Source organism: Streptococcus parasanguinis CC87K, assembly GCF_000507765.1.
Lineage (GTDB): Bacteria > Bacillota > Bacilli > Lactobacillales > Streptococcaceae > Streptococcus > Streptococcus parasanguinis_J.
This window is the reverse complement of record NZ_KI669401.1, coordinates 721,454-744,123: the sequence shown is the minus strand read 5'-3', so window position 1 is coordinate 744,123 and position 22,670 is coordinate 721,454. Positions and strand designations below refer to the sequence as shown.

General features: G+C 41.6%; 28 protein-coding genes and 1 other annotated feature. Of the genes, 25 read left to right on the top strand and 3 right to left on the bottom strand.

The window, feature by feature from the left end:
• Nucleotides 1-40 precede the first annotated feature (40 nt).
• Nucleotides 41-883: a DegV family protein gene (locus HMPREF1195_RS03715; RefSeq protein ID WP_023918400.1), complete on the bottom strand. Its 843-nt coding sequence runs from the start codon at nucleotides 881-883 to the stop codon at nucleotides 41-43.
• Nucleotides 884-1,012: 129 nt separating this feature from the next.
• On the opposite strand from HMPREF1195_RS03715, the gene HMPREF1195_RS03710 reads away from it, so the two are divergent.
• The 3 genes from HMPREF1195_RS03710 (at nucleotide 1,013) to HMPREF1195_RS03700 (ending at nucleotide 3,146) form a co-directional block, all read left to right on the top strand.
• Complete coding sequence (locus HMPREF1195_RS03710) at nucleotides 1,013-1,582, top strand: TetR/AcrR family transcriptional regulator (protein ID WP_037599347.1); 570 nt, start codon at nucleotides 1,013-1,015, stop codon at nucleotides 1,580-1,582.
• A gap of 99 nt (nucleotides 1,583-1,681) precedes the next feature.
• Complete coding sequence (locus HMPREF1195_RS03705) at nucleotides 1,682-2,254, top strand: HD domain-containing protein (RefSeq protein ID WP_023918398.1); 573 nt, start codon at nucleotides 1,682-1,684, stop codon at nucleotides 2,252-2,254.
• A gap of 49 nt (nucleotides 2,255-2,303) precedes the next feature.
• A complete protein-coding gene (locus HMPREF1195_RS03700) occupies nucleotides 2,304-3,146 on the top strand; it encodes a CPBP family intramembrane glutamic endopeptidase (RefSeq protein ID WP_023918396.1) in 843 nt (280 codons plus the stop codon).
• Between the two features lie 126 nt (nucleotides 3,147-3,272).
• On the opposite strand, the gene HMPREF1195_RS03695 is transcribed toward HMPREF1195_RS03700, so the two are convergent.
• On the bottom strand, nucleotides 3,273-4,151 hold the full coding sequence (locus tag HMPREF1195_RS03695; RefSeq protein WP_023918394.1) for a polysaccharide deacetylase family protein: 879 nt from the start codon (nucleotides 4,149-4,151) through the stop codon (nucleotides 3,273-3,275).
• Between the two features lie 175 nt (nucleotides 4,152-4,326).
• Between HMPREF1195_RS03695 and HMPREF1195_RS03690 the strand changes: the two genes are divergently transcribed.
• The 13 genes from HMPREF1195_RS03690 (at nucleotide 4,327) to HMPREF1195_RS03630 (ending at nucleotide 15,388) form a co-directional block, all read left to right on the top strand.
• On the top strand, nucleotides 4,327-5,613 hold the full coding sequence (locus HMPREF1195_RS03690) for a homoserine dehydrogenase (RefSeq protein WP_023918393.1): 1,287 nt from the start codon (nucleotides 4,327-4,329) through the stop codon (nucleotides 5,611-5,613).
• A gap of 2 nt (nucleotides 5,614-5,615) precedes the next feature.
• Nucleotides 5,616-6,482, top strand: coding sequence for a homoserine kinase (thrB, locus tag HMPREF1195_RS03685; protein ID WP_023918391.1), 867 nt, complete (start codon nucleotides 5,616-5,618; stop codon nucleotides 6,480-6,482).
• 83 nt (nucleotides 6,483-6,565) lie between these two features.
• A complete protein-coding gene (locus HMPREF1195_RS03680; RefSeq protein ID WP_037599343.1) occupies nucleotides 6,566-7,546 on the top strand; it encodes a hypothetical protein in 981 nt (326 codons plus the stop codon).
• Between the two features lie 118 nt (nucleotides 7,547-7,664).
• On the top strand, nucleotides 7,665-8,561 hold the full coding sequence (gene murB, locus HMPREF1195_RS03675; protein WP_023918387.1) for a UDP-N-acetylmuramate dehydrogenase: 897 nt from the start codon (nucleotides 7,665-7,667) through the stop codon (nucleotides 8,559-8,561).
• Between the two features lie 207 nt (nucleotides 8,562-8,768).
• Complete coding sequence (locus HMPREF1195_RS03670; protein ID WP_003002881.1) at nucleotides 8,769-9,926, top strand: ABC transporter ATP-binding protein; 1,158 nt, start codon at nucleotides 8,769-8,771, stop codon at nucleotides 9,924-9,926.
• Nucleotides 9,907-10,713, top strand: a complete 807-nt coding sequence (locus HMPREF1195_RS03665) for an ABC transporter permease (RefSeq protein WP_003011144.1) — start codon at nucleotides 9,907-9,909, stop codon at nucleotides 10,711-10,713. The genes HMPREF1195_RS03670 and HMPREF1195_RS03665 overlap by 20 nt, the downstream gene beginning before the upstream one ends.
• Nucleotides 10,710-11,483 (top strand): ABC transporter permease, encoded by a 774-nt coding sequence (locus HMPREF1195_RS03660; protein ID WP_003002847.1) that lies wholly within the window; start codon nucleotides 10,710-10,712, stop codon nucleotides 11,481-11,483. The genes HMPREF1195_RS03665 and HMPREF1195_RS03660 overlap by 4 nt, the downstream gene beginning before the upstream one ends.
• On the top strand, nucleotides 11,480-12,550 hold the full coding sequence (locus HMPREF1195_RS03655) for an ABC transporter substrate-binding protein (protein WP_023918384.1): 1,071 nt from the start codon (nucleotides 11,480-11,482) through the stop codon (nucleotides 12,548-12,550). The genes HMPREF1195_RS03660 and HMPREF1195_RS03655 overlap by 4 nt, the downstream gene beginning before the upstream one ends.
• A 446-nt stretch (nucleotides 12,551-12,996) precedes the next feature.
• Complete coding sequence (locus HMPREF1195_RS03650; protein WP_023918382.1) at nucleotides 12,997-13,440, top strand: hypothetical protein; 444 nt, start codon at nucleotides 12,997-12,999, stop codon at nucleotides 13,438-13,440.
• A gap of 49 nt (nucleotides 13,441-13,489) precedes the next feature.
• Nucleotides 13,490-13,921 (top strand): hypothetical protein, encoded by a 432-nt coding sequence (locus HMPREF1195_RS03645; RefSeq protein ID WP_051385330.1) that lies wholly within the window; start codon nucleotides 13,490-13,492, stop codon nucleotides 13,919-13,921.
• 59 nt (nucleotides 13,922-13,980) lie between these two features.
• Nucleotides 13,981-14,442, top strand: a complete 462-nt coding sequence (locus HMPREF1195_RS03640; RefSeq protein ID WP_037599339.1) for a hypothetical protein — start codon at nucleotides 13,981-13,983, stop codon at nucleotides 14,440-14,442.
• A gap of 30 nt (nucleotides 14,443-14,472) precedes the next feature.
• On the top strand, nucleotides 14,473-14,910 hold the full coding sequence (locus HMPREF1195_RS03635) for a hypothetical protein (RefSeq protein ID WP_023918378.1): 438 nt from the start codon (nucleotides 14,473-14,475) through the stop codon (nucleotides 14,908-14,910).
• Between the two features lie 34 nt (nucleotides 14,911-14,944).
• Nucleotides 14,945-15,388 carry a hypothetical protein gene (locus tag HMPREF1195_RS03630; protein ID WP_023918377.1) on the top strand — a complete coding sequence of 148 codons (444 nt, stop codon included), beginning with the start codon at nucleotides 14,945-14,947 and terminating at the stop codon, nucleotides 15,386-15,388.
• Nucleotides 15,389-15,610: 222 nt separating this feature from the next.
• Here HMPREF1195_RS03630 and HMPREF1195_RS03625 read toward each other — a convergent pair whose 3' ends face one another.
• On the bottom strand, nucleotides 15,611-16,045 hold the full coding sequence (locus HMPREF1195_RS03625) for a DUF6556 family protein (RefSeq protein ID WP_023918376.1): 435 nt from the start codon (nucleotides 16,043-16,045) through the stop codon (nucleotides 15,611-15,613).
• 192 nt (nucleotides 16,046-16,237) lie between these two features.
• Between HMPREF1195_RS03625 and HMPREF1195_RS03620 the strand changes: the two genes are divergently transcribed.
• From HMPREF1195_RS03620 to HMPREF1195_RS03580, 9 genes are all read left to right on the top strand, one after another.
• Complete coding sequence (locus HMPREF1195_RS03620; protein WP_023918374.1) at nucleotides 16,238-17,380, top strand: cysteine desulfurase family protein; 1,143 nt, start codon at nucleotides 16,238-16,240, stop codon at nucleotides 17,378-17,380.
• 18 nt (nucleotides 17,381-17,398) lie between these two features.
• The gene (thiI, locus tag HMPREF1195_RS03615) at nucleotides 17,399-18,619 is read left to right on the top strand and encodes a tRNA uracil 4-sulfurtransferase ThiI (RefSeq protein WP_023918373.1); all 1,221 of its coding nucleotides are present in this window, start codon (nucleotides 17,399-17,401) and stop codon (nucleotides 18,617-18,619) included.
• Nucleotides 18,620-18,671: 52 nt separating this feature from the next.
• Nucleotides 18,672-19,214: a membrane lipoprotein lipid attachment site-containing protein gene (locus HMPREF1195_RS03610; protein WP_023918372.1), complete on the top strand. Its 543-nt coding sequence runs from the start codon at nucleotides 18,672-18,674 to the stop codon at nucleotides 19,212-19,214.
• A 140-nt stretch (nucleotides 19,215-19,354) separates the two neighbouring features.
• Nucleotides 19,355-19,442: a sequence feature (ribosomal protein L21 leader region), on the top strand.
• 34 nt (nucleotides 19,443-19,476) lie between these two features.
• Nucleotides 19,477-19,791, top strand: coding sequence for a 50S ribosomal protein L21 (rplU, locus tag HMPREF1195_RS03605; RefSeq protein WP_003007734.1), 315 nt, complete (start codon nucleotides 19,477-19,479; stop codon nucleotides 19,789-19,791).
• Nucleotides 19,792-19,805: 14 nt separating this feature from the next.
• On the top strand, nucleotides 19,806-20,150 hold the full coding sequence (locus HMPREF1195_RS03600; protein WP_003002581.1) for a ribosomal-processing cysteine protease Prp: 345 nt from the start codon (nucleotides 19,806-19,808) through the stop codon (nucleotides 20,148-20,150).
• Between the two features lie 17 nt (nucleotides 20,151-20,167).
• Nucleotides 20,168-20,461: a 50S ribosomal protein L27 gene (rpmA, locus tag HMPREF1195_RS03595; RefSeq protein WP_003002805.1), complete on the top strand. Its 294-nt coding sequence runs from the start codon at nucleotides 20,168-20,170 to the stop codon at nucleotides 20,459-20,461.
• 215 nt (nucleotides 20,462-20,676) lie between these two features.
• Nucleotides 20,677-21,423: a DeoR/GlpR family DNA-binding transcription regulator gene (locus HMPREF1195_RS03590; protein ID WP_023918371.1), complete on the top strand. Its 747-nt coding sequence runs from the start codon at nucleotides 20,677-20,679 to the stop codon at nucleotides 21,421-21,423.
• Nucleotides 21,424-21,765: 342 nt separating this feature from the next.
• Nucleotides 21,766-22,242 carry a PTS sugar transporter subunit IIA gene (locus HMPREF1195_RS03585; RefSeq protein WP_023918370.1) on the top strand — a complete coding sequence of 159 codons (477 nt, stop codon included), beginning with the start codon at nucleotides 21,766-21,768 and terminating at the stop codon, nucleotides 22,240-22,242.
• Nucleotides 22,243-22,277: 35 nt separating this feature from the next.
• Complete coding sequence (locus tag HMPREF1195_RS03580; RefSeq protein ID WP_003002828.1) at nucleotides 22,278-22,583, top strand: PTS sugar transporter subunit IIB; 306 nt, start codon at nucleotides 22,278-22,280, stop codon at nucleotides 22,581-22,583.
• Nucleotides 22,584-22,670 lie beyond the last annotated feature (87 nt).

The window sequence follows — 22,670 nt, the reverse complement described above, 5'->3', positions numbered from 1 at the left end:
GAGGCTAGGACTTTTGTCCTAGCCTCTTTTTAGTGGTAACTTAAATTTCATACCCCATGAGGAGGCCGCCTTCTTCGGCGTAGAAACTACAAAGTCCAGAAGTAGGAAGGACTTCGATCATTGCATGGGCAAATTTTTCACGAACCAATGCAGAGAATTGCTCAATAAATTTTTCATTGTTGCGGTGGGCGATGGTGATATGACCGCCAGCATAACCCGCCTTGATCAATTCATCAAAAGCAGCTTTGATCGCTTTCTTTTGGCCCCGTGCTTTTTGAAGCAGCTCAAGGGTACCCGTCTTACTAGCTTCCCCGACCATACGGATATTGAGGAGTCCGACAACAGTCCCGATCAATTTGCTGAGACGCCCATTTTTGACCAGATTATCAACCTTGGCCAAAACAAAGAGCAACTTCGTCTTAGACTGGTAGGTCGTGATCACATCGACTACTTGATCAAAATCGAGGCCTTCAGCGACCAACTGATTGAGCTTGCGAACGATCAGGTCCACCTCACCCCCAGCTGACAAGCTATTAATGACGTGGATATTGGTATTCGGATGCTCTTCTAGATAAATCTTCTTGGCCACCTCAGCACTATTGTAGCTACCTGAAAGGGTTCCAGTGATGGTCACAACGACGATATTTTCAGCTCCTTCAAAGGACTTCATATAATCATCGGGACTCGGACAGGCAGACTTAGAAGCAGTCGTAGTCGCATACATCTCTTCCATCATCTGATCGATATTGAGTTGGACATCATCTGTGTAGATAGTTTCTCCCACTTGGATGGTCAGTGGGACACTGACAAACTCCGTATCTGGTGCCAGGTTGTCCAAAGAGCGGTAGTCACAGCCTGAATCCGCAATAATTTTCCATTTCATCAGTTCATACCTCATAATTGTATAAAAATGTACATTGACAAGTAGTTTGTCTTCTTTTACAATTATATCATGAAGTACCATGCTATCCAAGCAGATAACATCAGGTGAGACAGATAGAAAGTAAATGTTATGGCAGAAAGAAAAATATCCGAGAAATCCTTGGAAAATCTCAAACGATTTAACCAAGAAAACAATGCGATTACACGAGAATCCATCGAAATCTCTCTCCTGCAACTATTGGAGAAAAAAGATCTGAAAAAGATCACCATCTCTGAGCTGGTTCAGCGTGCTGGGGTCTCTCGCGCGGCCTTTTACCGCAATTATGGATCAAAAGAAGAGATTCTTGAGTCTATCTTTCAATCTAGTATCGCAAAAATTACCAAGTCTTTAGATGGCTACAACCTCAAGACAGATCTCTACCAAGTCTGGGTCTATCTTTTTAAGGAAGTTAAGAAAGAAGCTAAGATTATCAGCCTGGCCATTGATTACAATTTTGAACGGCTCTTGACCAAGGCAGTCTATGACTTTTTAGAAAAACGAAATGGCAGCTCATCAAATGGCGCTGGCAGCTACCTCAATTCCTTCTGGAGCTCAGCCATTGTCTCTGTCATCTCCAAATGGATCAAGGATGGCATGAAGATTCCCGCTGAGAAAATCGCGACCCTAGGCCTTCCTCTCTTCCCACAAAAGAAGAAGTAAGAACCACCGATAGGTGGTTTTAAAGTAAACTGCCCCTCTCCATAACTAGCCCAAATGAATAGATAGAACTATACATAGATTATTCAAAGGACAAGAACGATGATGGAAGAACGAATTCTTGCTGCTAAGCAGTATGTGAAAACCTTATTTGCTGATCGAGCGGATGGCCATGATGTAGAGCATACCCTCCGCGTCTATACTAATGCTATGAGAATCGCACAAGCAGAAGGGCCATGTGATCTGGAGATAGTGGGCTTGTCAGCTCTTCTTCACGATGCTGATGATGATAAATTGTTTCAAACAGAGAATCATGCGAATGCTCGTAAGTTTCTAGAAGAGATCGGTACTCCTAAAAACCAAATCGAGCAGATTTGTCGGGTAATCAATGCTGTTTCTTTCAGCAAAAATCGCGGTAAACATCCAGAAACCTTAGAAGGCAAGATTGTCCAGGATGCAGACCGGCTCGATGCGATAGGAGCTGTAGGAATTGCGCGAACTTTTTCCTATGGTGGCCACAAAGGGAGACCCCTTACTGATACCGTCCAACATTTCCACGACAAGTTGCTCCTCTTAAAAGATGAAATGAACACGGAGACTGCCAAACAAATGGCAGAAAGTCGCCATCAATTTTTAATCACCTTTCTAAAAGAACTAGAGAAGGAATTGGACTGAGTGAAATATTGAAATTAACTTTTATAAAAGACTTATTTGAAAGAAAGATATGCTAAATCAACTAATAAAGAAACCTATTTTAAGTTGTTCAATTATATTTGTTATCTGCTCAGTAGCAAGGCTATTCGAATACTTGTATATGAGGACAGATGATACTTTTTTATCGGAGAATTTTCTACACAAACTTTTTGGAATACTTTTATTGTGGGGAATTCTTTCAATTAGCAAATTAAGATGGATAGATATTGGTTTTACACCTAATGGAATTATAAGAGGTATAGGAAATGGCCTGCTCTTTGGTTTAGTGTGCTCCATCTTTGCATATACAGTTGAGTGTATTGTTCTCTTGTTTCTTCATGGCAATGTTCACTTATCGTTTTATGCCAGTGGTTTTTCCTTAACAAACGAAAAAGGATCACAAGCAGGAATCTTACTTATTCTCTCAAGTGTGTTGTTTAACCTGATAAATGTCTGGATGGAAGAAGGAATATTTCGTGGCCTTTTCACAAAAATTCTTGAAGGGCTTTCTTACCGCAAGAGTCTATTCTTTATAGCCTTCCTATTTGGAATATGGCACTTGGTAATGCCCTTAAGAGATTATCTTCAAGGAGAGTCGTCACTCGTAAACCTCATCGCCATGGGCATAGGCTATGTTATCTTAGCGGGAATGATGAGTATCAAATGGTCCTTACTCTACAAAATGACAGGTTCCTTATGGTTTGGGTTAGGAGATCATTTTTTCAACAATCTTGCTTCGAATCTAGTTCATGTGGTTTCAAATTCTGAAGGGGATAGTTTGCAGATAGTAAGAATTCTTCTGTGGCAGTTGTTGTCATTTGCAATTGTTTTGATCATTTATAGAAGAAAGTCAAAGACGATAGCTAATCAATGATGTAGCTCTTTTAGGAAATTTTGAATCCTATTACAGTTTATAAACCGACGGTTTAAAAAGGAATTGTTTATAAGGAAGTAACAAGAACCCCTGTCTGAAACAATGATTTTAGACAGGGGTCTTTCTTTATTCTTGGATCATGGCTAGGAGATCCTCTCCTGTAGTGGTTGGAAGGATCCGAACTCGTTTGAGGGAATAGAGGCCATCAGCGGAGCTGGCGATTCCATTTTTAGTGGTGAGGCCTAGTTTGTAGTCAGCTTTCTTGGCTTGGTCGATCGTGACCTGGCTGTAGCGACCGGATGGGTAGACGATAACGCTGGTATTTTGATCCAGCACCTTATCTAGCAGGCGTTTAGAAGCAACTAGCTCATTCTTTTGGGTCTCAAGACTGGAATTGGCTAGGTCTGGATGATTGACCGTATGGCTTTCAAAGGTCAAGCCAGCACTTTTCATCTCTTTGATTTGGTCAAAGGTCAGGACATTTTCTTTTTCCTTTTGGGTAAAGTCCGTGATGATATTATTGGTGGCGGTCATCTTGTACTTCTTAAGAAGCGGATAGACGATAGTATAGAAATCTTCGACGCCATCATCAAAGGTCAGCCAGACAAATTTCTTTCCTTTGGGTACTTCGTTCTTGACGAGGATGCGATAGGCTTCCCCAGGTGTCAGGGTGTAGTAACCCGCTTTTTTTAGGGCCTTTAGTTGGCTTTCAAAGGTTTCTGGATCAACGATCAAATTAGCATTGGCAGCTTCAGACTCGGCCATATTGTGCACGGAGTGGTACATGAGGATGGGCAGTTTGACCGGCTTTTTCACCCGAGTCCACTCGATAGAGGAGCTACCTTCTTCGAGAGAACGCGTCATGGCAGTGCCACTGGTATTCCCCTCATTCGGCTGAGTGATCCGCTTGATCAGAAGAAAGCTACAAATAAAGATACAGACCAGTAGGAGGGCATTGATTCCAAGTAGTGCTTTGATTTTTTTAGGTACTCTTCGTTTACTCATAGTGTCACCGTTTTCATTATTTTCTTTATTGTACCACAAATTCTATGTTCTTTTCCAGAACTTGCTACAGGCAGATCCTGTCATGAAAATTCAGAATTTTTAAGGCAATTGGCTGTCAAACGCTCAAGTTTTTGTTATAATGGAGCTACTATAGAAAATTCAAGGAGTCAATAGGATGTCTGTTAAGATTGCCTTACTAGGATTTGGTACTGTTGCAAGTGGCGTACCATTTTTATTAAAAGAAAACCATGAAAAAATCACCCAGGCAGCTCAAGATGAAATCGAGATCGCCAAGGTCTTGGTTCGAGATGATGCTGAGAAGGAAAAATTACAAGCTGCTGGTCATGACTACAACTTTGTGACCAATGTCGATGAGATCATTGAAGACAAGGACATTGCCATCGTGGTCGAATTGATGGGTCGTATCGAGCCAGCTAAGACCTTTATCACCCGTGCGCTGGAAGCAGGCAAACATGTGGTTTCTGCTAACAAAGACCTTCTTGCCGTTCATGGAAGCGAGTTGCTAGAGATTGCTAAAAAACACCAAGTGGCTCTTTATTATGAAGCTGCCGTAGCTGGTGGGATCCCAATCCTTCGAACTTTGGTGAATTCTTTGGCCTCAGACAAGGTGACCAAGGTTCTTGGTGTGGTCAATGGAACCTCTAACTTCATGATGACCAAAATGGTCGAAGAAGGCTGGACTTATGAGGATGCTTTAGCAGAAGCGCAACGTCTTGGTTACGCTGAAAGTGATCCAACCAACGACGTTGAAGGAATCGATGCTGCTTACAAGATGGTGATCTTGAGCCAGTTCGCTTTTGGGATGAATATCCAATTTGACCAAGTAGGTCACAAAGGAATTAGCCAGATCACTCCTCAAGATGTATCGGTTGCTCAAAGCCTTGGATATGTCATTAAGCTGGTCGGATCTATCGTTGAAACAGAGTCAGGGATCGCAGCAGAAGTGACACCAACCTTCCTTCCAAAACAACATCCACTCGCAGGAGTGAATGATGTCATGAATGCGGTCTATGTGGAATCCATCGGTATTGGTGAGTCTATGTACTACGGACCAGGTGCTGGTCAAAAACCAACTGCGACAAGTGTCGTAGCCGACCTCGTCCGCATTGTCCGTCGTCTAAAAGAAGGAACGATCGGTAAAGCCTTCAATGAATACAGTCGTCCTCTTCAATTGGCTAAGCCAGAAGACGTGAAGAACAATTATTACTTCTCAATCAAAGCACCAGATGCGACTGGTCAAATCTTGCGTCTTGCGGAAATCTTTAATGCAGAAGGAGCATCCTTCAAGCAAATCCTTCAAGAAGACTCAGATGGTCACTATGCAAGTGTTGTCATCATTACTCACCAAGTTAACCAAACTCAATTCAAGAACTTGGTTGAAAAATTGGATTCAGAGGCGAATTTCGAACTCTTGAATACCTTTAAAGTCTTGGGAGAATAAGCATGAAAATTATTGTTCCAGCAACCAGTGCCAATGTAGGGCCAGGATTTGATTCTGTTGGGATTGCCGTGACTCGCTATTTGACCATTGAAGTCCTTGAACCAGCAGATGCTTGGTTTATTGAGCATGATCTTGGAGCAGGGATTCCGACAGATGAGAAAAACCTTTTGCTCTCAACAGCTCTTTCTATCTCAACTGATATGCAACCCCATCGGATCAAGATGACTAGTGAAGTGCCTTTGGCGCGTGGTCTTGGATCTTCTAGCTCGGTCATTGTCGCAGGGATTGAATTGGCCAACCAATTAGCCAACCTCCAGCTATCAGACGCTGAGAAATTACGCATCGCGACCGAGATCGAAGGTCATCCGGATAATGTAGCTCCAGCTATCTTTGGGAATATGGTCATTGCGAGCTACATCGGTGAAGATGTCCAATATGTCACGGCTGACTTCCCAAGCTGTGACCTTGTGGCCTTTGTACCGAGCTACCAATTGAAGACCAGTGATAGTCGGAATGTCCTACCGAAAGAATGGTCTTATAAGGAAGCTGTTGCAGCCAGTAGCGTAGCCAATGTCGCTATCGCAGCTCTCCTCAAGGGAGATTTGCTGACGGCTGGTCGCTCCATCGAGTCAGATCATTTCCACGAGCGCTACCGTCAATCTCTTGTCAAAGAGTTCCCTCAGGTCAAAGAAGTCGCACATGCGCATGGGGCTTATGCTACCTATCTGTCAGGAGCAGGCCCAACGATCATGAACCTCTTAGCGCCAGAGCATACAGCAGCCTTTGTCGCAGCTCTCGAAGAACTCAGGCTAGATGGTCAGATTTTCCAACTTAAAATCGACACATTTGGCGTTCGTGTTGAGAAATAAACCTCAATGTAACACAAATGAAAGAAGGATGTATACAAATGTATATGTCCTTTTTGCTTCTCCTATGGTAGAATGGGAATTGTATGGGGAAAAGCTCAAGCTTTCCCGAAAGTTTAGGGGGAAACATGAAACCAGAATATTTATATAGTATTGCTACCGATCTTGGTCTACAATTTGATGGCGAAGCCCGTGTGATGTATGGAGAGCGTGAGGGCTTCTTGTTAGTCATTGAAGGCGCTCAAACCAAGAATGTATTTACCATTTCACTCAGTGTGAAACAAGGTTCCGAAGGAGACTTGATCGAAGATAGTGAAATTCTTTGGAATGAATTAAAAGAACAATCAAAAGCCATTAATTCTATCTCTTCTGATGGTTACTTGACCTCGATCGTTGTCAAAGGTGGAATGACCAAAGGGAAGGCTGTCGAAACCTTATGGACAGCTATCCAAGATATTGTTGATTTCTTGCTCAACCACCAATTTGTGCAAGTGAATGCGGAAACTGGTGAGGAAGGACCAATCGGTCTGTATCAAATTGGAGATGCGATCTTTTTAATCGACGATGCAACCTTTAGAGCCTACCAAGCCGAAGTGCAAGATACAGTTGAGGCTTATGAAGCGCGGGAAGAGAATTTCCTTTTAGGGATTGTAGGCGCTGTGATCGGTGTGATCATCGGTGGAGCAGTTGCCCTCTTGGTAGCGCGTCTTGGCTATGTATCTGTTTTAGCAGGGGCCGCCCTCGGTTATTGTACTATCAAAGGTTATGAGATCCTTGGTAAGAAATTGACTAAAAAAGGTGTGGTAGTTTCAGCTATTTTGATGGTCTTGACGGTCTTTTTGGTCAACCAATTAGATTATACTTTGGCGCTCATGAGTGAACTGGATTTGCCATTTGATATGTCCTGGACGCTTCTCAATGAAGCGACATTCTCAGGGGACGTCCCAGATAAATTTTACTTGAATCTAGGATTGCTAGCTGTCTTCACTCTTGGTGGTGCTTGGATTTCGGTCAAATCAGCTCTGGATGGACAGAAGAATCGTGCCATCGCTCGTAAAATTGCATAGTGAATGATAAAAGGAAGGCCTGAATATTATAGGTCTTCTTTTGTTTTTTAGGGTCGAAAAATAGTCAAAAATTTGGTATAATAGTTTGTATTTTTATAGAGAGAGAACAGACAGAAAGATGAATGAAAAAATGAATCAAATTCTTGAAGGGATTGATATCCGTTTTCAAGAACCTTTAAAATATTATACCTTCACAAAGGTAGGTGGGAATGCTGAATTTTTAGCCTTTCCTCGCAACCAATATGAATTAAAACGCATCGTTCAATTTGCCAACCAAGAGCAAATCCCATGGATGGTCCTGGGCAATGCCTCCAATATCATTGTCCGAGATGGGGGCATTCCGGGATTTGTCATTATGTTTGATCGCTTGCGTGACATCAGTGTGGATGGTTATGTGATCGAAGCAGAGGCAGGAGCTAAACTCATCGACACCACTCATGTGGCCTTGCACCATAGTTTGAAAGGCTTCGAGTTTGCTAGTGGCATTCCAGGCAGTGTCGGTGGTGCTGTCTTTATGAATGCGGGAGCCTATGGGGGAGAGATCGCTCATGTCCTAGTATCCTGTAAGGTCTTGACCAAAGACGGAGAGATCGAAACTCTGTCAGCGAGTGAACTAGCTTTTGGCTACCGTCATTCTAAGATTCAAGAGACAGGCGCAGTCGTCATTTCTGCCAAATTTGCTTTGTCTCCTGGCAATCACGAGGCGATCAAGCAGGAGATGGATCGGTTGACCCATCTTCGTCAGTTGAAACAACCCCTTGAATACCCTTCTTGTGGATCTGTCTTTAAGCGTCCTGTCGGTCATTTTGCAGGTCAATTGATCAGCGAAGCAGGTCTGAAAGGCTATCGAATCGGTGGTGTGGAAGTTTCTGAAAAGCATGCCGGCTTTATGGTCAATGTCGACAATGGAACGGCTAAGGACTACGAAGACCTGATCGCCCATGTCATTGAGGCAGTAGAAGCTCACTCAGGCGTCCGTTTAGAACCAGAAGTTCGCATTATCGGACAAGCCTAAGAACTTTAGTATTGAAGAACAATTGATTGTGAACCATCGATAGCATCAGTCGGAGAGGGGGTGAGTGCCTATCGATACCGTAAATAGGTGGGGCAGTCTAGTAAGTCCCCGAGAGGTATTGGTGGTCTGACAGGTCTTCCTGTCAGCCGCTGCATTTTCGTATGAAAAGCAGTTTGCTAATCGCAGTAAAGAAGGAATTTATGTGAATTGAAAAAACCAATTATTGAGTTTAAAAATGTTTCAAAGGTCTTTGAAGATAGCGGAACCGTTGTCCTAAAGGATATCAATTTTGAATTGGAAGAAGGGAAGTTCTATACCCTGCTTGGTGCATCTGGATCAGGAAAATCGACCATCCTTAATATCATTGCAGGTCTTTTGGATGCGACGACTGGAGATGTCTATCTTGATGGGGAACGGATCAATGATGTCCCTACCAACAAACGGGACGTCCACACCGTCTTTCAGTCCTATGCCCTGTTTCCACATATGACGGTCTTTGAAAATGTAGCTTTTCCCCTTCGTTTGAAAAAGGTGGACAAGGCTGAGATTGAACGTCGGGTTTCAGAAGTCTTGAAAATGGTCCAGTTAGCTGGATTTGAAAAACGTTCGATCCAAAAATTATCTGGTGGTCAACGCCAACGGGTAGCTATTGCACGGGCTATTATCAATGAACCACGAGTGGTCCTTTTAGATGAGCCCTTGTCTGCACTTGACTTGAAACTTCGGACAGACATGCAGTATGAGTTGCGGGAATTGCAACAACGTTTGGGGATTACCTTTGTTTTTGTTACCCACGACCAAGAAGAAGCCCTTGCCATGAGTGACTGGATCTTTGTCATGAATGAAGGAGAGATCGTCCAATCTGGTACACCAGTAGATATCTATGATGAACCGATCAACCACTTTGTAGCTACCTTTATCGGGGAGTCCAACATTCTAGATGGGCGTATGATCGAGGACTACTTGGTGGAGTTTAATGGCAAACGCTTTGAAGCGGTCGATGGGGGAATGCGTCCAAATGAACCAGTTGAAGTCGTCATTCGTCCTGAAGACTTGCAAATCACTCTTCCTGAAGAAGGCAAGCTCCAAGTGAAGGTGGACACCCAGCTCTTCCGTGGTGTGCATTACGAGATCATCGCTTATGATGATTTGGGAAATGAGTGGATGATTCACTCCACTCGGAAGGCTATCGTGGGAGAAGTCATTGGGCTAGACTTTGAACCAGAAGATATCCACGTTATGCGTCTCAACGAAACCGAAGAAGAATTCGATGCGCGGATCGAAGAGTACGTTGAAGTGGAAGAGCAAGAAGCTGGTTTGATTAATGCCATTGAGGAGGAAAGAGATGAAGAAAACAACCTCTAATCTATTTATCCTCCCCTATTTCTTGTGGATTTTTCTCTTTGTCCTAGCTCCCGTAGTCATGATCATCTTTCAATCGTTTTTCAACGTTGAAGGGCAGTTTTCACTTGAAAACTACAAAGAGTTCTTTACTTCACAAAATTTGACCTATTTAAAGATGAGCTTTAATTCGGTCCTTTATGCTGGAATCGTCACCCTGGTGACGCTCTTGATCTCCTACCCGACTGCTTACTTTTTGACGCTGCTCAAACACCGGCAGTTGTGGTTGATGTTGATCGTCTTGCCAACCTGGGTCAATCTCTTGCTCAAGGCCTATGCCTTTATCGGAATCTTTGGGCAAAACGGATCCATCAATAGCTTTTTAAGCTTTCTCGGAGTCGCTCCCCAGCAAATCCTCTTTACCGATTTCTCCTTTATCTTTGTAGCCAGCTACATCGAGTTGCCATTTATGATTTTGCCGATCTTTAATGTCTTAGATGACTTAGATCCAAACTTGATTAATGCCAGCTATGATTTGGGAGCCAATCGTTGGGATACCTTCCGTCATGTGGTCTTCCCCTTGTCTATGAATGGAGTCCGCTCAGGTGTGCAGTCTGTCTTTATTCCTAGTCTTAGTCTCTTCATGTTGACACGGATGATCGGTGGAAACCGCGTCATTACCTTAGGGACAGCGATTGAACAGCACTTCCTGACAACACAAAACTGGGGAATGGGTTCTACCATCGGAGTTGTTCTGATCCTTGCCATGCTCTTTACCATGTGGGCAACTAGAGAAAGGAGAGAACGATGAAAAAAGTATCTCATTTCTATCTAGGCTTCGTCTTTCTGATCCTCTATCTTCCCATCTTTTATTTGATCTTTTATGCCTTCAATAAAGGGGGAGATATGAATGCCTTTACGGGCTTCACGCTTGAGCATTTCAATGAATTGTTCGCAGATAGTCGCCTGATGCTGATCTTATCAGAGACCTTCCTCTTGGCCTTTTTGTCAGCCTTGATTGCGACAGTGATTGGAACCTTTGGAGCCATTTATATCTACCAATCGAAGAAGAAGTTAGAAGGACCTTTGCTCTCTATCAACAACATTCTTATGGTAGCGCCAGACGTTATGATCGGGGCCAGCTTCTTGATTCTCTTTACGACGGTGAAGTACCAGCTAGGTTTCCTATCTGTTTTGGCTAGCCACGTGGCTTTCTCGATTCCCATTGTGGTCTTGATGGTCTTGCCACGACTCAAGGAAATGAACCGGGATATGGTCAATGCTGCCTATGACTTGGGAGCTACCCAAGTGCAAATGCTCAAAGAGATCATGTTGCCGTATCTGACACCAGCCATTATTGCTGGCTACTTTATGGCCTTTACCTATTCGCTTGACGACTTTGCCGTGACCTTCTTTGTAACCGGAAATGGCTTTACAACCTTGTCTGTAGAGATTTACTCACGTGCGCGTCAAGGGATCTCCCTCAGTATCAATGCCTTGTCCGCCCTTGTCTTTCTCTTTAGTGTGCTCTTGGTCATCGGTTATTACTTTATTACCCGTGAAAAGGAGGAAGCAGCATGAAAAAACTTTATTCATTCCTAACTGGGATTGTCCTTGTCATTCTGGTCCTCTGGGGAATTAGCCACCAGATCGAAGCGAGCATGAATACCAAGAATAGTGACAAGTTGGTCATCTACAACTGGGGAGATTATATCGATCCAGAATTGCTAACGGAATTCACAAAAGAGACAGGAATTCAGGTGCAATATGATACCTTTGATTCCAACGAAGCCATGTACACCAAGATCAAGCAAGGGGGAACCACCTACGATATTGCGATTCCTAGTGAATACATGATTGCCAAGATGATGGATGAGCATCTGGTTGAAAAGTTGGACCAATCTAAGATCAAAGGGATGGAAAATATTGATCCAAAACTTTTGAACCAATCGTTTGATCCGGGTAACCAATATTCAGTACCTTATTTCTGGGGTACCTTGGGGATTGTCTACAATACCAAGATGGTTAAAAATGCTCCTGAACATTGGTCAGATCTCTGGCGTGAAGAGTACAGAAATGACATCATGATGTACGATGGTGCGCGTGAGGTCATGGGAATTGGTCTCAATACCTTGGGCTATAGCCTCAATGAAAAGGATCCAAAGAAATTGCAAGAGGCAGTAGATAAACTCTACACCTTGACGCCAAATATCAAAGCTTTGGTGGCCGATGAGATGAAAGGCTATATGATCCAAAACAATGCGGCTATTGGGGTTACCTTCTCAGGAGAAGCTAGCCAAATGCTGGATGCCAATAAGGATCTTCGCTATGTCGTCCCAACCGAAGCCAGCAACCTTTGGTTTGATAACATTGTCATTCCAAAAACCGTGAAAAATAAAGAAGCAGCATATGCCTTTATTAATTTCATGCTTCGTCCTAAAAATGCTTTGAAAAATGCTCTTTATGTTGGCTACTCAACGCCAAATAAAAAAGCCAAAGCCATGTTGCCAAAAGAAATCCAAGATGACCAATCCTTCTATCCAAGCGATGAAACACTGGACCATTTGGAAGTCTATCAACAATTAGGCAAGAAGTTGCTTGGAGTCTATAACGATCTTTACCTTCAGGTCAAGATGTATCGAAAATAACAAAAAGGAACCTTCGGGTTCCTTTTTGATTGAAGATAAACTCCTCTTAGAAACTTTCCTTAAGTGAATACGGACGTTAGGTGAAATTATCCAGTGGATGATTTCAGCAATCCACGAAGTTCCATGACTTAGTTTTGAACCTAAAGTTTCAAAACTCCCGAGTGCTAGAAACAATGGTGTTTCTAGCACTTTTCTCACAGCGGAAAGTTTCATTATATATTTAGATACTCTACATAAATGCAACATTTGAATTCTTAGCATCACTTAGGTTGTTATTTGTAAAAAAGGATTACCTATATTCTAGAAGAACCCCGAAAGTTCTTTTATGATTGCTGCATATAGTCTCTAACTAGTGAGTTAGATTGAGATTCAAATGAAAGATGCTATAATAGTAAGGAAAGTGACTGTCCCATTCAGTCATGAAAGGAAGGATTGGAGAAGAAGAGATGAAGAGACGACTGGAACTATTTTTGATTATTCTGTTACCGATCCTAGGACTGGTTTTTCTTGTCGGAAAAATCATGAATCTGACCAAAAGACCAGAACAGAAGATAACAACCACTTCTTCAAAGAAAGTCGTACAAAAATCAGAAGAAGAAATAAAAAAAGAACAAGAAGCATATCTCAAAGAGCATGAGCAAGAAATCGTCGATTTTGTAAAGTCTCAAAATCCAAAAATTGAGTCAGTTCAGATTAATTGGGATGAAACTCAGAAGAGTGATGGTGGACTTACAACTCCCGAATATTATATGAATGTTTTTGGGCGCATTAATAATATCGAGAACTCAGGATGGGGAGTGGATATTCCAATTAATGATGATCAGTCAATTAACATGCGAGAAATGTTTATGCTCCATGAACCTACGATTGGCGGAAAGCCAATTTCCTAATCAAGTACAATACGTTTTGAAAATGAACTGTGTTAGAGAAAGTTACCCCATGGAAAAACGAACGATATTTAAATTAATCACTACATTAGCTCTCCTTGCAAGTATAGGAGGATGTACCATAAAATCAAAAGAGCAAACAAAACAAGCACCCATTGCAACCCCTTCGACAACCAAGGAAGACAAAAAAACCATTAAACAAAAACAGCTCACATATCTGAAAGAACACGAGCAAGAGATGACAGCCTATGTTAAAGCTCATAATGCTAACATTATGCAGGTGTCTTATGACTGGGACAGTATTAAAACAGTTGTAGGAGGTAATGGAACGCCTCAGGGAGGTGGCGAAATACTATTAGTTTATGGTTATGCCAATGGAAGTGATCTAACAAATTTTAGCCTGAATTTTACGTTAGACGAAAATAAAATGCCTAAAATAGATTCAATTGGTTCAGACAATTTGTATCGGGTAGAAAAGAAATGATCCGTCCGTTAGACAATGAGAGATGCAATAGAGGAATCACTTTTAAACGAAATAAAATTATGAGAAAACAAATAAACAATTTGATAATCGCACTTGCTTTCATTTCAACACTTGGATGTCTAGTAGGATGTGTGAAGAAAGAACGTGAAAAGAGCAGACAAGCGCAGACTGTCACCTCTTCAACCACAAAAGAAGATAAAGAAGCCATTAAACAAAAGCAGCTAGCCTATTTGAAAGAACATGAAAAAGAAATTGTTGATTTTGTGAAAGCTCAAAGTCCGAAAATCGAATCCGTCCAGATTGATTGGAATAGTATGGTAATTGAAGAGTCTGGGAATGGAACGCCTCAGGGTGGTGGTTACAATTTATCTATTTCTGGTAAGATTAATCAATTAGAAAATACAAAATTCTCCGTTGATTTTTACCTAGAAGATCAAAATAGCATACCAACTATCAAAAAAATGGGCATGCTTAATGATATCTATATCGAGGAAAATGGTGGCTGGAAAATTTTTTCCTAAGTAAATAGAAGTATTAGTGTTAGGAGGAAAATGAAAAGTAAAATGAAATGTAGACTTAAGTTAATAGCTTTAATGCTTATTTTCACAAGCATTGGAGGTTGTACTGTAAAACAAAAAGCTCATACGAAACAAGCACAAACTGCCACCTCTTCCTCCACTAAAGAAGATAGAGAAGTGATCAAACAAAAACAACTTGCTTATCTCAAAGAGCACGATCAAGAAATCGTCGATTTTGTGAAATCAAAGAGTCCAAAGGTTGAATCTGTTCAGATTTATTGGGACGAAACGCAATGGATTGATGGTGGAAATGGGACACCACAAGGTGGAGATGAGGTCATAGAAATTTTTGGTACCGTCAATCAACTTGAAGATTCAGGATGGAGGGTGGATGTTGTATTTGATTCTGATCAAAAGATGACATTCAGTATGGGCTATAATATTAGTATTAAGGGTGATTATATTGAGTAAGACCTGGAAGATTCAAAGTCTGTAAGGAGGATTTATGAAGAGACGTGTGGAACTATTTTTGATCATTTTGTTACCGATCCTAGGATTGGTTTTTCTTGGAGGAAAAATCATGACCCTGACCAAAAGCCCCGAACAGAAGGTAACGGCCTCATCCTCAAAGAAAGTTGTACAAAAAACAGAAGAAGAGATAAAAAAAGAACAACTTGACTATCTAAAAGAACACGAACAGAAGGTTATTGATTTAGTCAAAGCACAAAATTCAAAAGTTGAATCCGTTCAGATTGATTGGGATCATACACAATGGAGTGATGGTGGACTGACAACTCCTGAATATTATATGAATGTTTATGGAGGTATAAATCATATTGAAGAATCGGGTTGGGGAGTAGATATCCCAATTAATGAGGACAATACATTAAATATAGATGAGATGTATATAGGATCCGACATTAGAGTAGGGGGTAGATTATTTGAGTAATTGGAATTTGAGCAGTTTTGATAATCTAGATGGTTCAGAAGCTGAATCAACATATAGAGATAGACTCCAACAAGTTTCCATATGAACAATTGGATCAAATCCAGGAAGAGAGTTCAAAGCTCAAATGGGAGTATGACAACGAGATAGATGCTTTCTATAAAAATCAGAAAATGCTGGAATCGAAAGATAAAAAAAAACAGTAAGGTTGTCCTTACTGTTTTTTTAGTTGGTTCCAGATGATGCTGTATCTGCGCCACTGTCTGTTGCTGTGGAGCCTTGGTCTTGTGCGGCAGACGAATTAGATTCGGTAGCAGATGAGCTATCGGTTTCTTTTTGTGAACTTGTTTCTGTATTGCTTGAATTGGTTTGTGTATTGGTATTAGCATCTGTATTGGTAGCGCTTGAGTCAGAGCCCTTATCATGAACCACGACAACGCTGGTGCTACTAGATGGTTTGTCTTCTGTTTTTTGATTATCTTTATTGAGCAAGCTCATGATGGTAAAGGAAGTGACGATAATCCCTAAGAGACTGGCAATCGTAGCTACAACGGTTTGAAATACGGACAACCCTTGTTTGACTTTCTCACCGCGAGATGGTCTTGTATCTGCTTTTTCCTCAGGTTTTTGGTTTTTGTTACTTCTTGAATATTGTGACATGTTCATTCTCTTTCTATCAAAAATTGTTTTTTAACACTTTCCTATTATAAGTCATTTTCTGAAAAATGTCTAAAAAGAACTGATTTTTATAGAGTGATTTTGCTGCATCTCTCTTTATCAAATCCTTGTCCCAAGCGGTTAGAAATGATAAAATAGAAGTTACGTAAAAAGAAAGTGATGGATGCGTAGGACATGATCTATTTTGACAATTCAGCAACGACTAAACCTTATCCAGAAGCCCTTGCGACCTATACAGAAGTAGCGACTCGGATCTGGGGAAACCCTTCTAGTTTGCACAATCTAGGTAGTCAAGCTACTCGTATTTTGGAAGCTTCTAGAAAACAAATTGCGGAGCTAATTGGCAAGAAAGCTGATGAAATTTACTTCACGTCTGGTGGGACAGAAGGGGACAACTGGATCCTCAAGGGTGTCGCCTTTGAGAAAGCTCCTTATGGCAAGCATATCATTGTCTCTGACATCGAGCATCCTGCCATCAAGGAATCGGCTGCTTGGTTAAAGACGCAGGGATTCGAAGTGGATTACGCTCCAGTGGATGCGCGTGGCTTTGTCAAGGTGGATGCCTTGGCTAACCTACTCCGTCCAGATACGACCTTGGTCTCTGTCATGGCCGTCAACAATGAGATTGGCTCCATCCAGCCCATCCATGATATCGCGGCTCTCCTAGAAGATCGCCCAACGGTTAGTTTCCATGTCGATGCGGTTCAAGCTTTGGCAAAGGTAGCAACAGAAGTTTATCTACCAGAGCGCGTGGACTTTGCGACCTTCTCTAGTCACAAATTCCATGGACTTCGCGGAGTCGGCTTTGTCTACATCAAAGAAGGCAAAAAGATCACCCCTCTCTTAACCGGAGGTGGTCAAGAAAAAGAAATGCGCTCGACAACTGAGAATGTGGCAGGAATCGCAGCAACAGCAAAAGCCCTACGCTTAGCCATGGAAAACCAAGAAGCTTTTGCCAGCAAGACCCAGCTGATGAAAGAAGTTATCCGCAAAGAATTGGCCAACTATCCAGATGTCACCATCTTTTCTGGTGAGGATCACTTTGCGCCTCACATCTTGACTTTCGGGATCAAAGGAGTTCGTGGAGAAGTAGTGGTCCATGCCTTTGAAGAGTTTGATATTTACATCTCGACCACCAGTGCCTGCTCGTCTAAAGCTGGTAAGCCAGCTGGAACCTTGATTGCCATGGGAGTGGATAAGAGTATCGCACAGACAGCTGTTCGCTTGAGCCTCGATCTTGAAAATGACATGAGCCAAGTCGAGCAATTCTTGACCAAGTTCAAACTGATTTACGAGCAAACACGAAAAGTACGTTAATTTTAGAAGGAAATCAACATGACCTTAACCTATTCAGAAATTATGATACGCTATGGAGAGCTTTCTACTAAAGGAAAGAACCGTATGCGTTTTATCAATAAACTTCGCAATAATATCCAAGATGTTTTATCTATCTATCCATCTGTCAAAGTGACAGCCGACCGCGATCGGGCGCATGCTTATCTGCATGGGACGGATTATGAGCCAGTAGCAGAATCCCTCAAGCAGGTTTTTGGAATCCAAAATTTTTCACCTGTTTACAAGATTGAAAAATCTGTTCCGGCCTTAAAAGCGGCAGTGCAAGAGATCATGAAGGAGATTTACAAGGATGGCTTGACCTTTAAAATCTCAAGTAAGCGCAGTGACCATACCTTTGAACTCGATAGTCGCGAGCTCAACCAAACCTTGGGAGGTGCGGTCTTTGAAGCGATCCCAACCATCCAAGCTCAGATGAAAAAACCAGATATCAACTTGCAAGTTGAAATTCGAGAAGAAGCAGCTTACATCTCTTATGAAACCATTAAGGGAGCAGGTGGCCTTCCTGTTGGTACGTCTGGCAAGGGCATGCTCATGCTTTCAGGTGGGATCGACTCTCCAGTAGCTGGTTACCTAGCCTTGAAGCGTGGAGTGGATATCGAGGCAGTACACTTTGCTAGCCCACCTTATACCAGCCCAGGTGCCTTGAAAAAGGCCCATGATTTAACACGGAAGTTGACTAAGTTTGGGGGCAATATCCAATTTATCGAGGTGCCCTTCACAGAGATCCAAGAGGAAATCAAGGCAAAAGCACCAGAAGCTTACCTCATGACTTTGACCCGTCGCTTTATGATGCGCATTACAGACCGTATTCGCGAGGTTCGCGGTGGTTTGGTGATTATCAATGGTGAAAGCTTGGGACAAGTGGCTAGCCAAACCTTAGAGAGTATGCAGGCCATCAATGCAGTGACCAATACGCCGGTTATCCGTCCGGTGGTGACCATGGACAAATTGGAAATCATCGATATTGCTCAAGCCATTGATACCTTTGAAATTTCTATCCAGCCATTCGAAGATTGTTGTACCATCTTTGCACCAGATCGTCCAAAGACCAATCCAAAACTCAAAAATGCAGAGCAGTATGAGCAACGGATGGATGTGGAAGCTTTGGTTGAGCGTGCGGTAGCAGGTATCATCGTAACAGAGATCACACCAAAAGCAGAAAAAGATGAGGTCGATGACCTGATCGAGGATTTGCTATAGGAGAGACTGGGAGTATCCAGCCTCTTTTTCTAACCAACTTAAAGGAGACAAGATGAAAAAAATTATCGTTTTAATGACAAGTTTGCTTCTGTTGACAGGCTGTGTCAAAGTATCATTTACTGGCCCGAAAAAAGAAGAAAAGACCAGCCAGTCAACCAGCAGTAAAAAAGAACCGCTCACATTTGTCAGAGCCGACCAGTACAAAGATCAGGACAACGAAGTCTTGGAAGCATCTGAGAAATTTATCAAGGAACATCCAACGCTTGGAGAACCTGGAAAATTATTTGTCTTTTTCCCAGGCTATACCTTTGGAAATGAGGAAAATCGCTTCGCCTTGTTCTTTATCGTGAATCGTACCACCACAACCATCGATCGTGATGGATCCTTTTTTCTGAATTTGGAATATGATGGGGAGCCACTATTCAAAGATGTCACAGTGGACTATGAAGTGAGCGAATCTGGTGTATTGAAACCCAATACGGCTGCAGCCATTCCTATCAAAATCACCAAGGAACAAGAAGAAAAAATGAAGAGCATGAACGATTCTTCAAAAGCAAAAATGAGTTTCAATGACTTTAAATTTAAGGATAAGTAGATGAAGAAGTCGGACTGACAAGCAATCTTAACATAAAAGATATAAAATCATCGCTTTTAAAAAAGAAATTCGTTTTCAAAGCGCAAAAATACTTGTCTTTGTCTGATAGAAGTGATATACTAAGAGAGTTGACTATGCACATGCCTGTGCAACCGCTCGAACATCGTCGCTCATTTCCATGAGAGTAAGTGGTTCGTCCCACGATGCTAGGCGAGTCTTCACAAAAATACGGGGAAACCCAAAAATACATAGGAGGTGCATAATGAGCACATACGCAATCATTAAAACTGGCGGAAAACAAGTTAAAGTTGAAGTTGGTCAAGCAGTCTACGTTGAAAAATTGAACGTTGAAGCTGGTCAAGAAGTTACATTTAACGAAGTTGTTCTTGTTGGTGGTGAAAACACTGTTGTCGGAACTCCACTTGTTTCAGGAGCTACTGTTGTTGGAACTGTTGAAAAACAAGGAAAACAAAAGAAAGTTGTTACTTACAAGTACAAACCTAAAAAAGGTAGCCACCGTAAACAAGGTCACCGTCAACCTTACACTAAAGTTGTCATCAACGCTATCAACGCTTAATTTTAGGAGAACACATGATACAAGCAGTCTTTGAACGAGCCGAAGATGGCGAGCTGAGGAGTGCAGAAATCACTGGGCACGCTGGAAGCGGTGAATACGGCTTTGATGTCGTGTGTGCATCGGTTTCGACTCTAGCCATTAACTTTGTCAACTCTGTTGAGAAATTTGCAGGCTACGAACCGGATCTAGAATTAAACGAAGAAGAAGGTGGCTTCCTGCGGGTGACGATCCCGACAGATATTCCACCTCATCAAAGAGAAATGACCCAACTATTCTTTGAATCATTTTTCTTAGGGATGGCAAACTTATCGGAGAACTCATCGGAGTTCGTCCAAACAAGAGTTATCACAGAAAACTAACATGGAGGAAAACAATTATGTTGAAATTGAATCTTGCTAACTTGCAACTTTTCGCCCACAAAAAAGGTGGAGGTTCTACATCAAACGGACGTGATTCACAAGCAAAACGTCTTGGAGCTAAAGCAGCTGATGGACAAACTGTAACAGGTGGATCTATCCTTTACCGTCAACGCGGTACTCACATCTACCCAGGTGTGAACGTTGGACGTGGTGGAGACGATACTTTGTTCGCAAAAGTTGAAGGCGTAGTACGCTTCGAACGTAAAGGTCGCGATAAAAAACAAGTTTCTGTTTACCCAATCGCAAAATAAAAAGGTTTCCTTAACCTTTTTATCCCGAGCCTTGATCCAAAGGTGAGGAAGCTAGAAATAGCATAAATCAAAGCTTTCCGGATTAACGGAAGGCTTTTTTTCTTTTATTTATTTAAAAATATCATGTTTACTCTTGTTAATATAATGTTTGAATTTGTGTTTTTTGAAAAAAGTAGTATAATAGAGACAAATATAGTAGGAATGGAAGTAGTACCATGAAAGATAGCAGACATGTTGAAATTCTTCAGGAACTGGATCGAAAAAGTGTGGTATCGGTCAAAGAGCTCAAGGAACTTTTTGGGGTGACAGACATGACTATTCGTCGCGATCTGATCGATCTTGAAAAACAAGGTCTTTTAGTTCGTGTACATGGTGGGGCCCACAAAAAAGTCAAAGATAGCTTATTAGAAGCTTCTCACAGTGAAAAAAATCTGATCAATATTGATGAGAAACGAACCATTGCCAAAAAATGTGCGGACTTGATCGAAAATGGGGATACCGTCTTTATTGGCTCTGGTACAACAACAGACTTTATCGGAGATTATTTGGAAGGGAAAGAAATTAGCATCGTCACCAACTCCCTGCCTATTTTTGAGAAGCTCAAGGATTTCCCGAATTATGACTTGATCTTAGTTGGTGGTCGCTACCGGGTAAAGACACAAACCTTTGTCGGTCAATTTGCCAATAAACTCTTGAAAGAAATCAAGGTTTCTAAAGCCTTTATCGGGGTGAATGGAATCGATGGCCATAGTGTCTCTACAGCTAATGAAGAAGAAGGAAATGGCAATGCCATTATTCTGAACAATGCGATAGAGAAATATGTGGTAGCTGATAACAGCAAGTTTGATAGCTATTCTTTCTACAGTTTCTATCGCGTGGAAGATCTAAATGCCATTATTACCGATGATAGTATTCCAAAGAAAATCAAAGACAAATACGCCTTGTATACGAAAATCATTTAAGATCAAGAGGCTGGGACAAAAGTCCTAGCCTCTCAATTGTATTTGGATTGTCGAGCAAGACGCAGTGGTTGAGTGGGCTCTACTACGCTGATTTCATCAGCTTTTACAGCCCTACTCAACTGTGCGGAGGTGGGACGACGAAATCGAATTCTAACGAATTACCGATTTCTGTCCCACTCTCTTTTTACTGATTTAATGATGTTGGAAAATGACGGATAGAAAGCGCTTTAGAATGATATATAAACAAAAATGAACAAATTTAGACAAAAAAAGATTGACAATCAATCAATATAGTGATATACTGAAGCCATAAATAAATAGTTAGATAAGGAGGTGGCAACAATGGGATTAAATCAACTCTTTAACAAAGATCTTGTGTTTTGCCTACATGCCAAGGATCAAACCGATCTCTTTGAGCAGGTAGCAAGCTTATTGGAAGAGCGACAGATTGTGACACCAACCTATCGTTCCGCTTTGATTGAGCGTGAAAAGTCTTTCCCGACTGGATTAGACATGGAATTTCTTGGTAAAGACTTACCAAATGTGGCGATCCCGCACACAGACATTGTCCATAATCTCACTGAGAATGTGGTGGTGGTTCGTTTGGATCAACCGGTAACTTTCCATAATATGATTGCTCCAGATAAGGAAGTTCAAGTTTCACTCTTATTCTTTATTATCAATAATACGAGCTCAAGCCAAACCAATATTTTGGCCCAACTGATGGATTTCTTTACATCCAATGGAAATCTCGAAGCTCTATCAAAATTAGATAGTGAAGATAAGCTTTATCAATACATTACGGAAACTATTTCCTAAAACATTCGTAAATATTTATAATGGAGGACATCCAAATGATTAAAATTTTAGCTGCCTGTGGTGCAGGCGTTAACTCTAGCCACCAAATTAAGAATGCGTTGGAAGAAGAGTTGTCAAACCGTGGTTATGATGTGCGTTGTGACGCTGTCATGGTCAAAGACGTCAATGAAGATTTGATTTCTGGTTATGACATCTTTACTCCAATTGCTGCAACTGATTTGGGATTCGATCCTGGTATTCCAGTGGTAGAAGCAGGACCAATCTTGTTCCGTATTCCAGCGATGAGTGCGCCAGTCTTTGATAACATCGAAGCTGCTATTAAAGAACATGGATTAAGTTAATATTTTTTTAAACACGATTGTAAGCGTTATCCAATTATAAAATTGGGAACGATTAAAGCCTAATATAACAAATTATAAATCGGGAGG

What these genes read in the sequence shown, in the direction of transcription:
- HMPREF1195_RS03715 (WP_023918400.1), bottom strand. Translation starts at nt 883, where the DNA reads ATGAAATGGAAAATTATTGCGGATTCAGGCTGTGACTACCGCTCTTTG.
- HMPREF1195_RS03710 (WP_037599347.1), top strand. Translation starts at nt 1,013, where the DNA reads ATGGCAGAAAGAAAAATATCCGAGAAATCCTTGGAAAATCTCAAACGA.
- HMPREF1195_RS03705 (WP_023918398.1), top strand. Translation starts at nt 1,682, where the DNA reads ATGATGGAAGAACGAATTCTTGCTGCTAAGCAGTATGTGAAAACCTTA.
- HMPREF1195_RS03700 (WP_023918396.1), top strand. Translation starts at nt 2,304, where the DNA reads ATGCTAAATCAACTAATAAAGAAACCTATTTTAAGTTGTTCAATTATA.
- HMPREF1195_RS03695 (WP_023918394.1), bottom strand. Translation starts at nt 4,151, where the DNA reads ATGAGTAAACGAAGAGTACCTAAAAAAATCAAAGCACTACTTGGAATC.
- HMPREF1195_RS03690 (WP_023918393.1), top strand. Translation starts at nt 4,327, where the DNA reads ATGTCTGTTAAGATTGCCTTACTAGGATTTGGTACTGTTGCAAGTGGC.
- thrB (WP_023918391.1), top strand. Translation starts at nt 5,616, where the DNA reads ATGAAAATTATTGTTCCAGCAACCAGTGCCAATGTAGGGCCAGGATTT.
- HMPREF1195_RS03680 (WP_037599343.1), top strand. Translation starts at nt 6,566, where the DNA reads ATGGGGAAAAGCTCAAGCTTTCCCGAAAGTTTAGGGGGAAACATGAAA.
- murB (WP_023918387.1), top strand. Translation starts at nt 7,665, where the DNA reads ATGAATGAAAAAATGAATCAAATTCTTGAAGGGATTGATATCCGTTTT.
- HMPREF1195_RS03665 (WP_003011144.1), top strand. Translation starts at nt 9,907, where the DNA reads ATGAAGAAAACAACCTCTAATCTATTTATCCTCCCCTATTTCTTGTGG.
- HMPREF1195_RS03660 (WP_003002847.1), top strand. Translation starts at nt 10,710, where the DNA reads ATGAAAAAAGTATCTCATTTCTATCTAGGCTTCGTCTTTCTGATCCTC.
- HMPREF1195_RS03655 (WP_023918384.1), top strand. Translation starts at nt 11,480, where the DNA reads ATGAAAAAACTTTATTCATTCCTAACTGGGATTGTCCTTGTCATTCTG.
- HMPREF1195_RS03650 (WP_023918382.1), top strand. Translation starts at nt 12,997, where the DNA reads ATGAAGAGACGACTGGAACTATTTTTGATTATTCTGTTACCGATCCTA.
- HMPREF1195_RS03645 (WP_051385330.1), top strand. Translation starts at nt 13,490, where the DNA reads ATGGAAAAACGAACGATATTTAAATTAATCACTACATTAGCTCTCCTT.
- HMPREF1195_RS03640 (WP_037599339.1), top strand. Translation starts at nt 13,981, where the DNA reads ATGAGAAAACAAATAAACAATTTGATAATCGCACTTGCTTTCATTTCA.
- HMPREF1195_RS03635 (WP_023918378.1), top strand. Translation starts at nt 14,473, where the DNA reads ATGAAAAGTAAAATGAAATGTAGACTTAAGTTAATAGCTTTAATGCTT.
- HMPREF1195_RS03630 (WP_023918377.1), top strand. Translation starts at nt 14,945, where the DNA reads ATGAAGAGACGTGTGGAACTATTTTTGATCATTTTGTTACCGATCCTA.
- HMPREF1195_RS03625 (WP_023918376.1), bottom strand. Translation starts at nt 16,045, where the DNA reads ATGTCACAATATTCAAGAAGTAACAAAAACCAAAAACCTGAGGAAAAA.
- HMPREF1195_RS03620 (WP_023918374.1), top strand. Translation starts at nt 16,238, where the DNA reads ATGATCTATTTTGACAATTCAGCAACGACTAAACCTTATCCAGAAGCC.
- thiI (WP_023918373.1), top strand. Translation starts at nt 17,399, where the DNA reads ATGACCTTAACCTATTCAGAAATTATGATACGCTATGGAGAGCTTTCT.
- HMPREF1195_RS03610 (WP_023918372.1), top strand. Translation starts at nt 18,672, where the DNA reads ATGAAAAAAATTATCGTTTTAATGACAAGTTTGCTTCTGTTGACAGGC.
- rplU (WP_003007734.1), top strand. Translation starts at nt 19,477, where the DNA reads ATGAGCACATACGCAATCATTAAAACTGGCGGAAAACAAGTTAAAGTT.
- HMPREF1195_RS03600 (WP_003002581.1), top strand. Translation starts at nt 19,806, where the DNA reads ATGATACAAGCAGTCTTTGAACGAGCCGAAGATGGCGAGCTGAGGAGT.
- rpmA (WP_003002805.1), top strand. Translation starts at nt 20,168, where the DNA reads ATGTTGAAATTGAATCTTGCTAACTTGCAACTTTTCGCCCACAAAAAA.
- HMPREF1195_RS03590 (WP_023918371.1), top strand. Translation starts at nt 20,677, where the DNA reads ATGAAAGATAGCAGACATGTTGAAATTCTTCAGGAACTGGATCGAAAA.
- HMPREF1195_RS03585 (WP_023918370.1), top strand. Translation starts at nt 21,766, where the DNA reads ATGGGATTAAATCAACTCTTTAACAAAGATCTTGTGTTTTGCCTACAT.
- HMPREF1195_RS03580 (WP_003002828.1), top strand. Translation starts at nt 22,278, where the DNA reads ATGATTAAAATTTTAGCTGCCTGTGGTGCAGGCGTTAACTCTAGCCAC.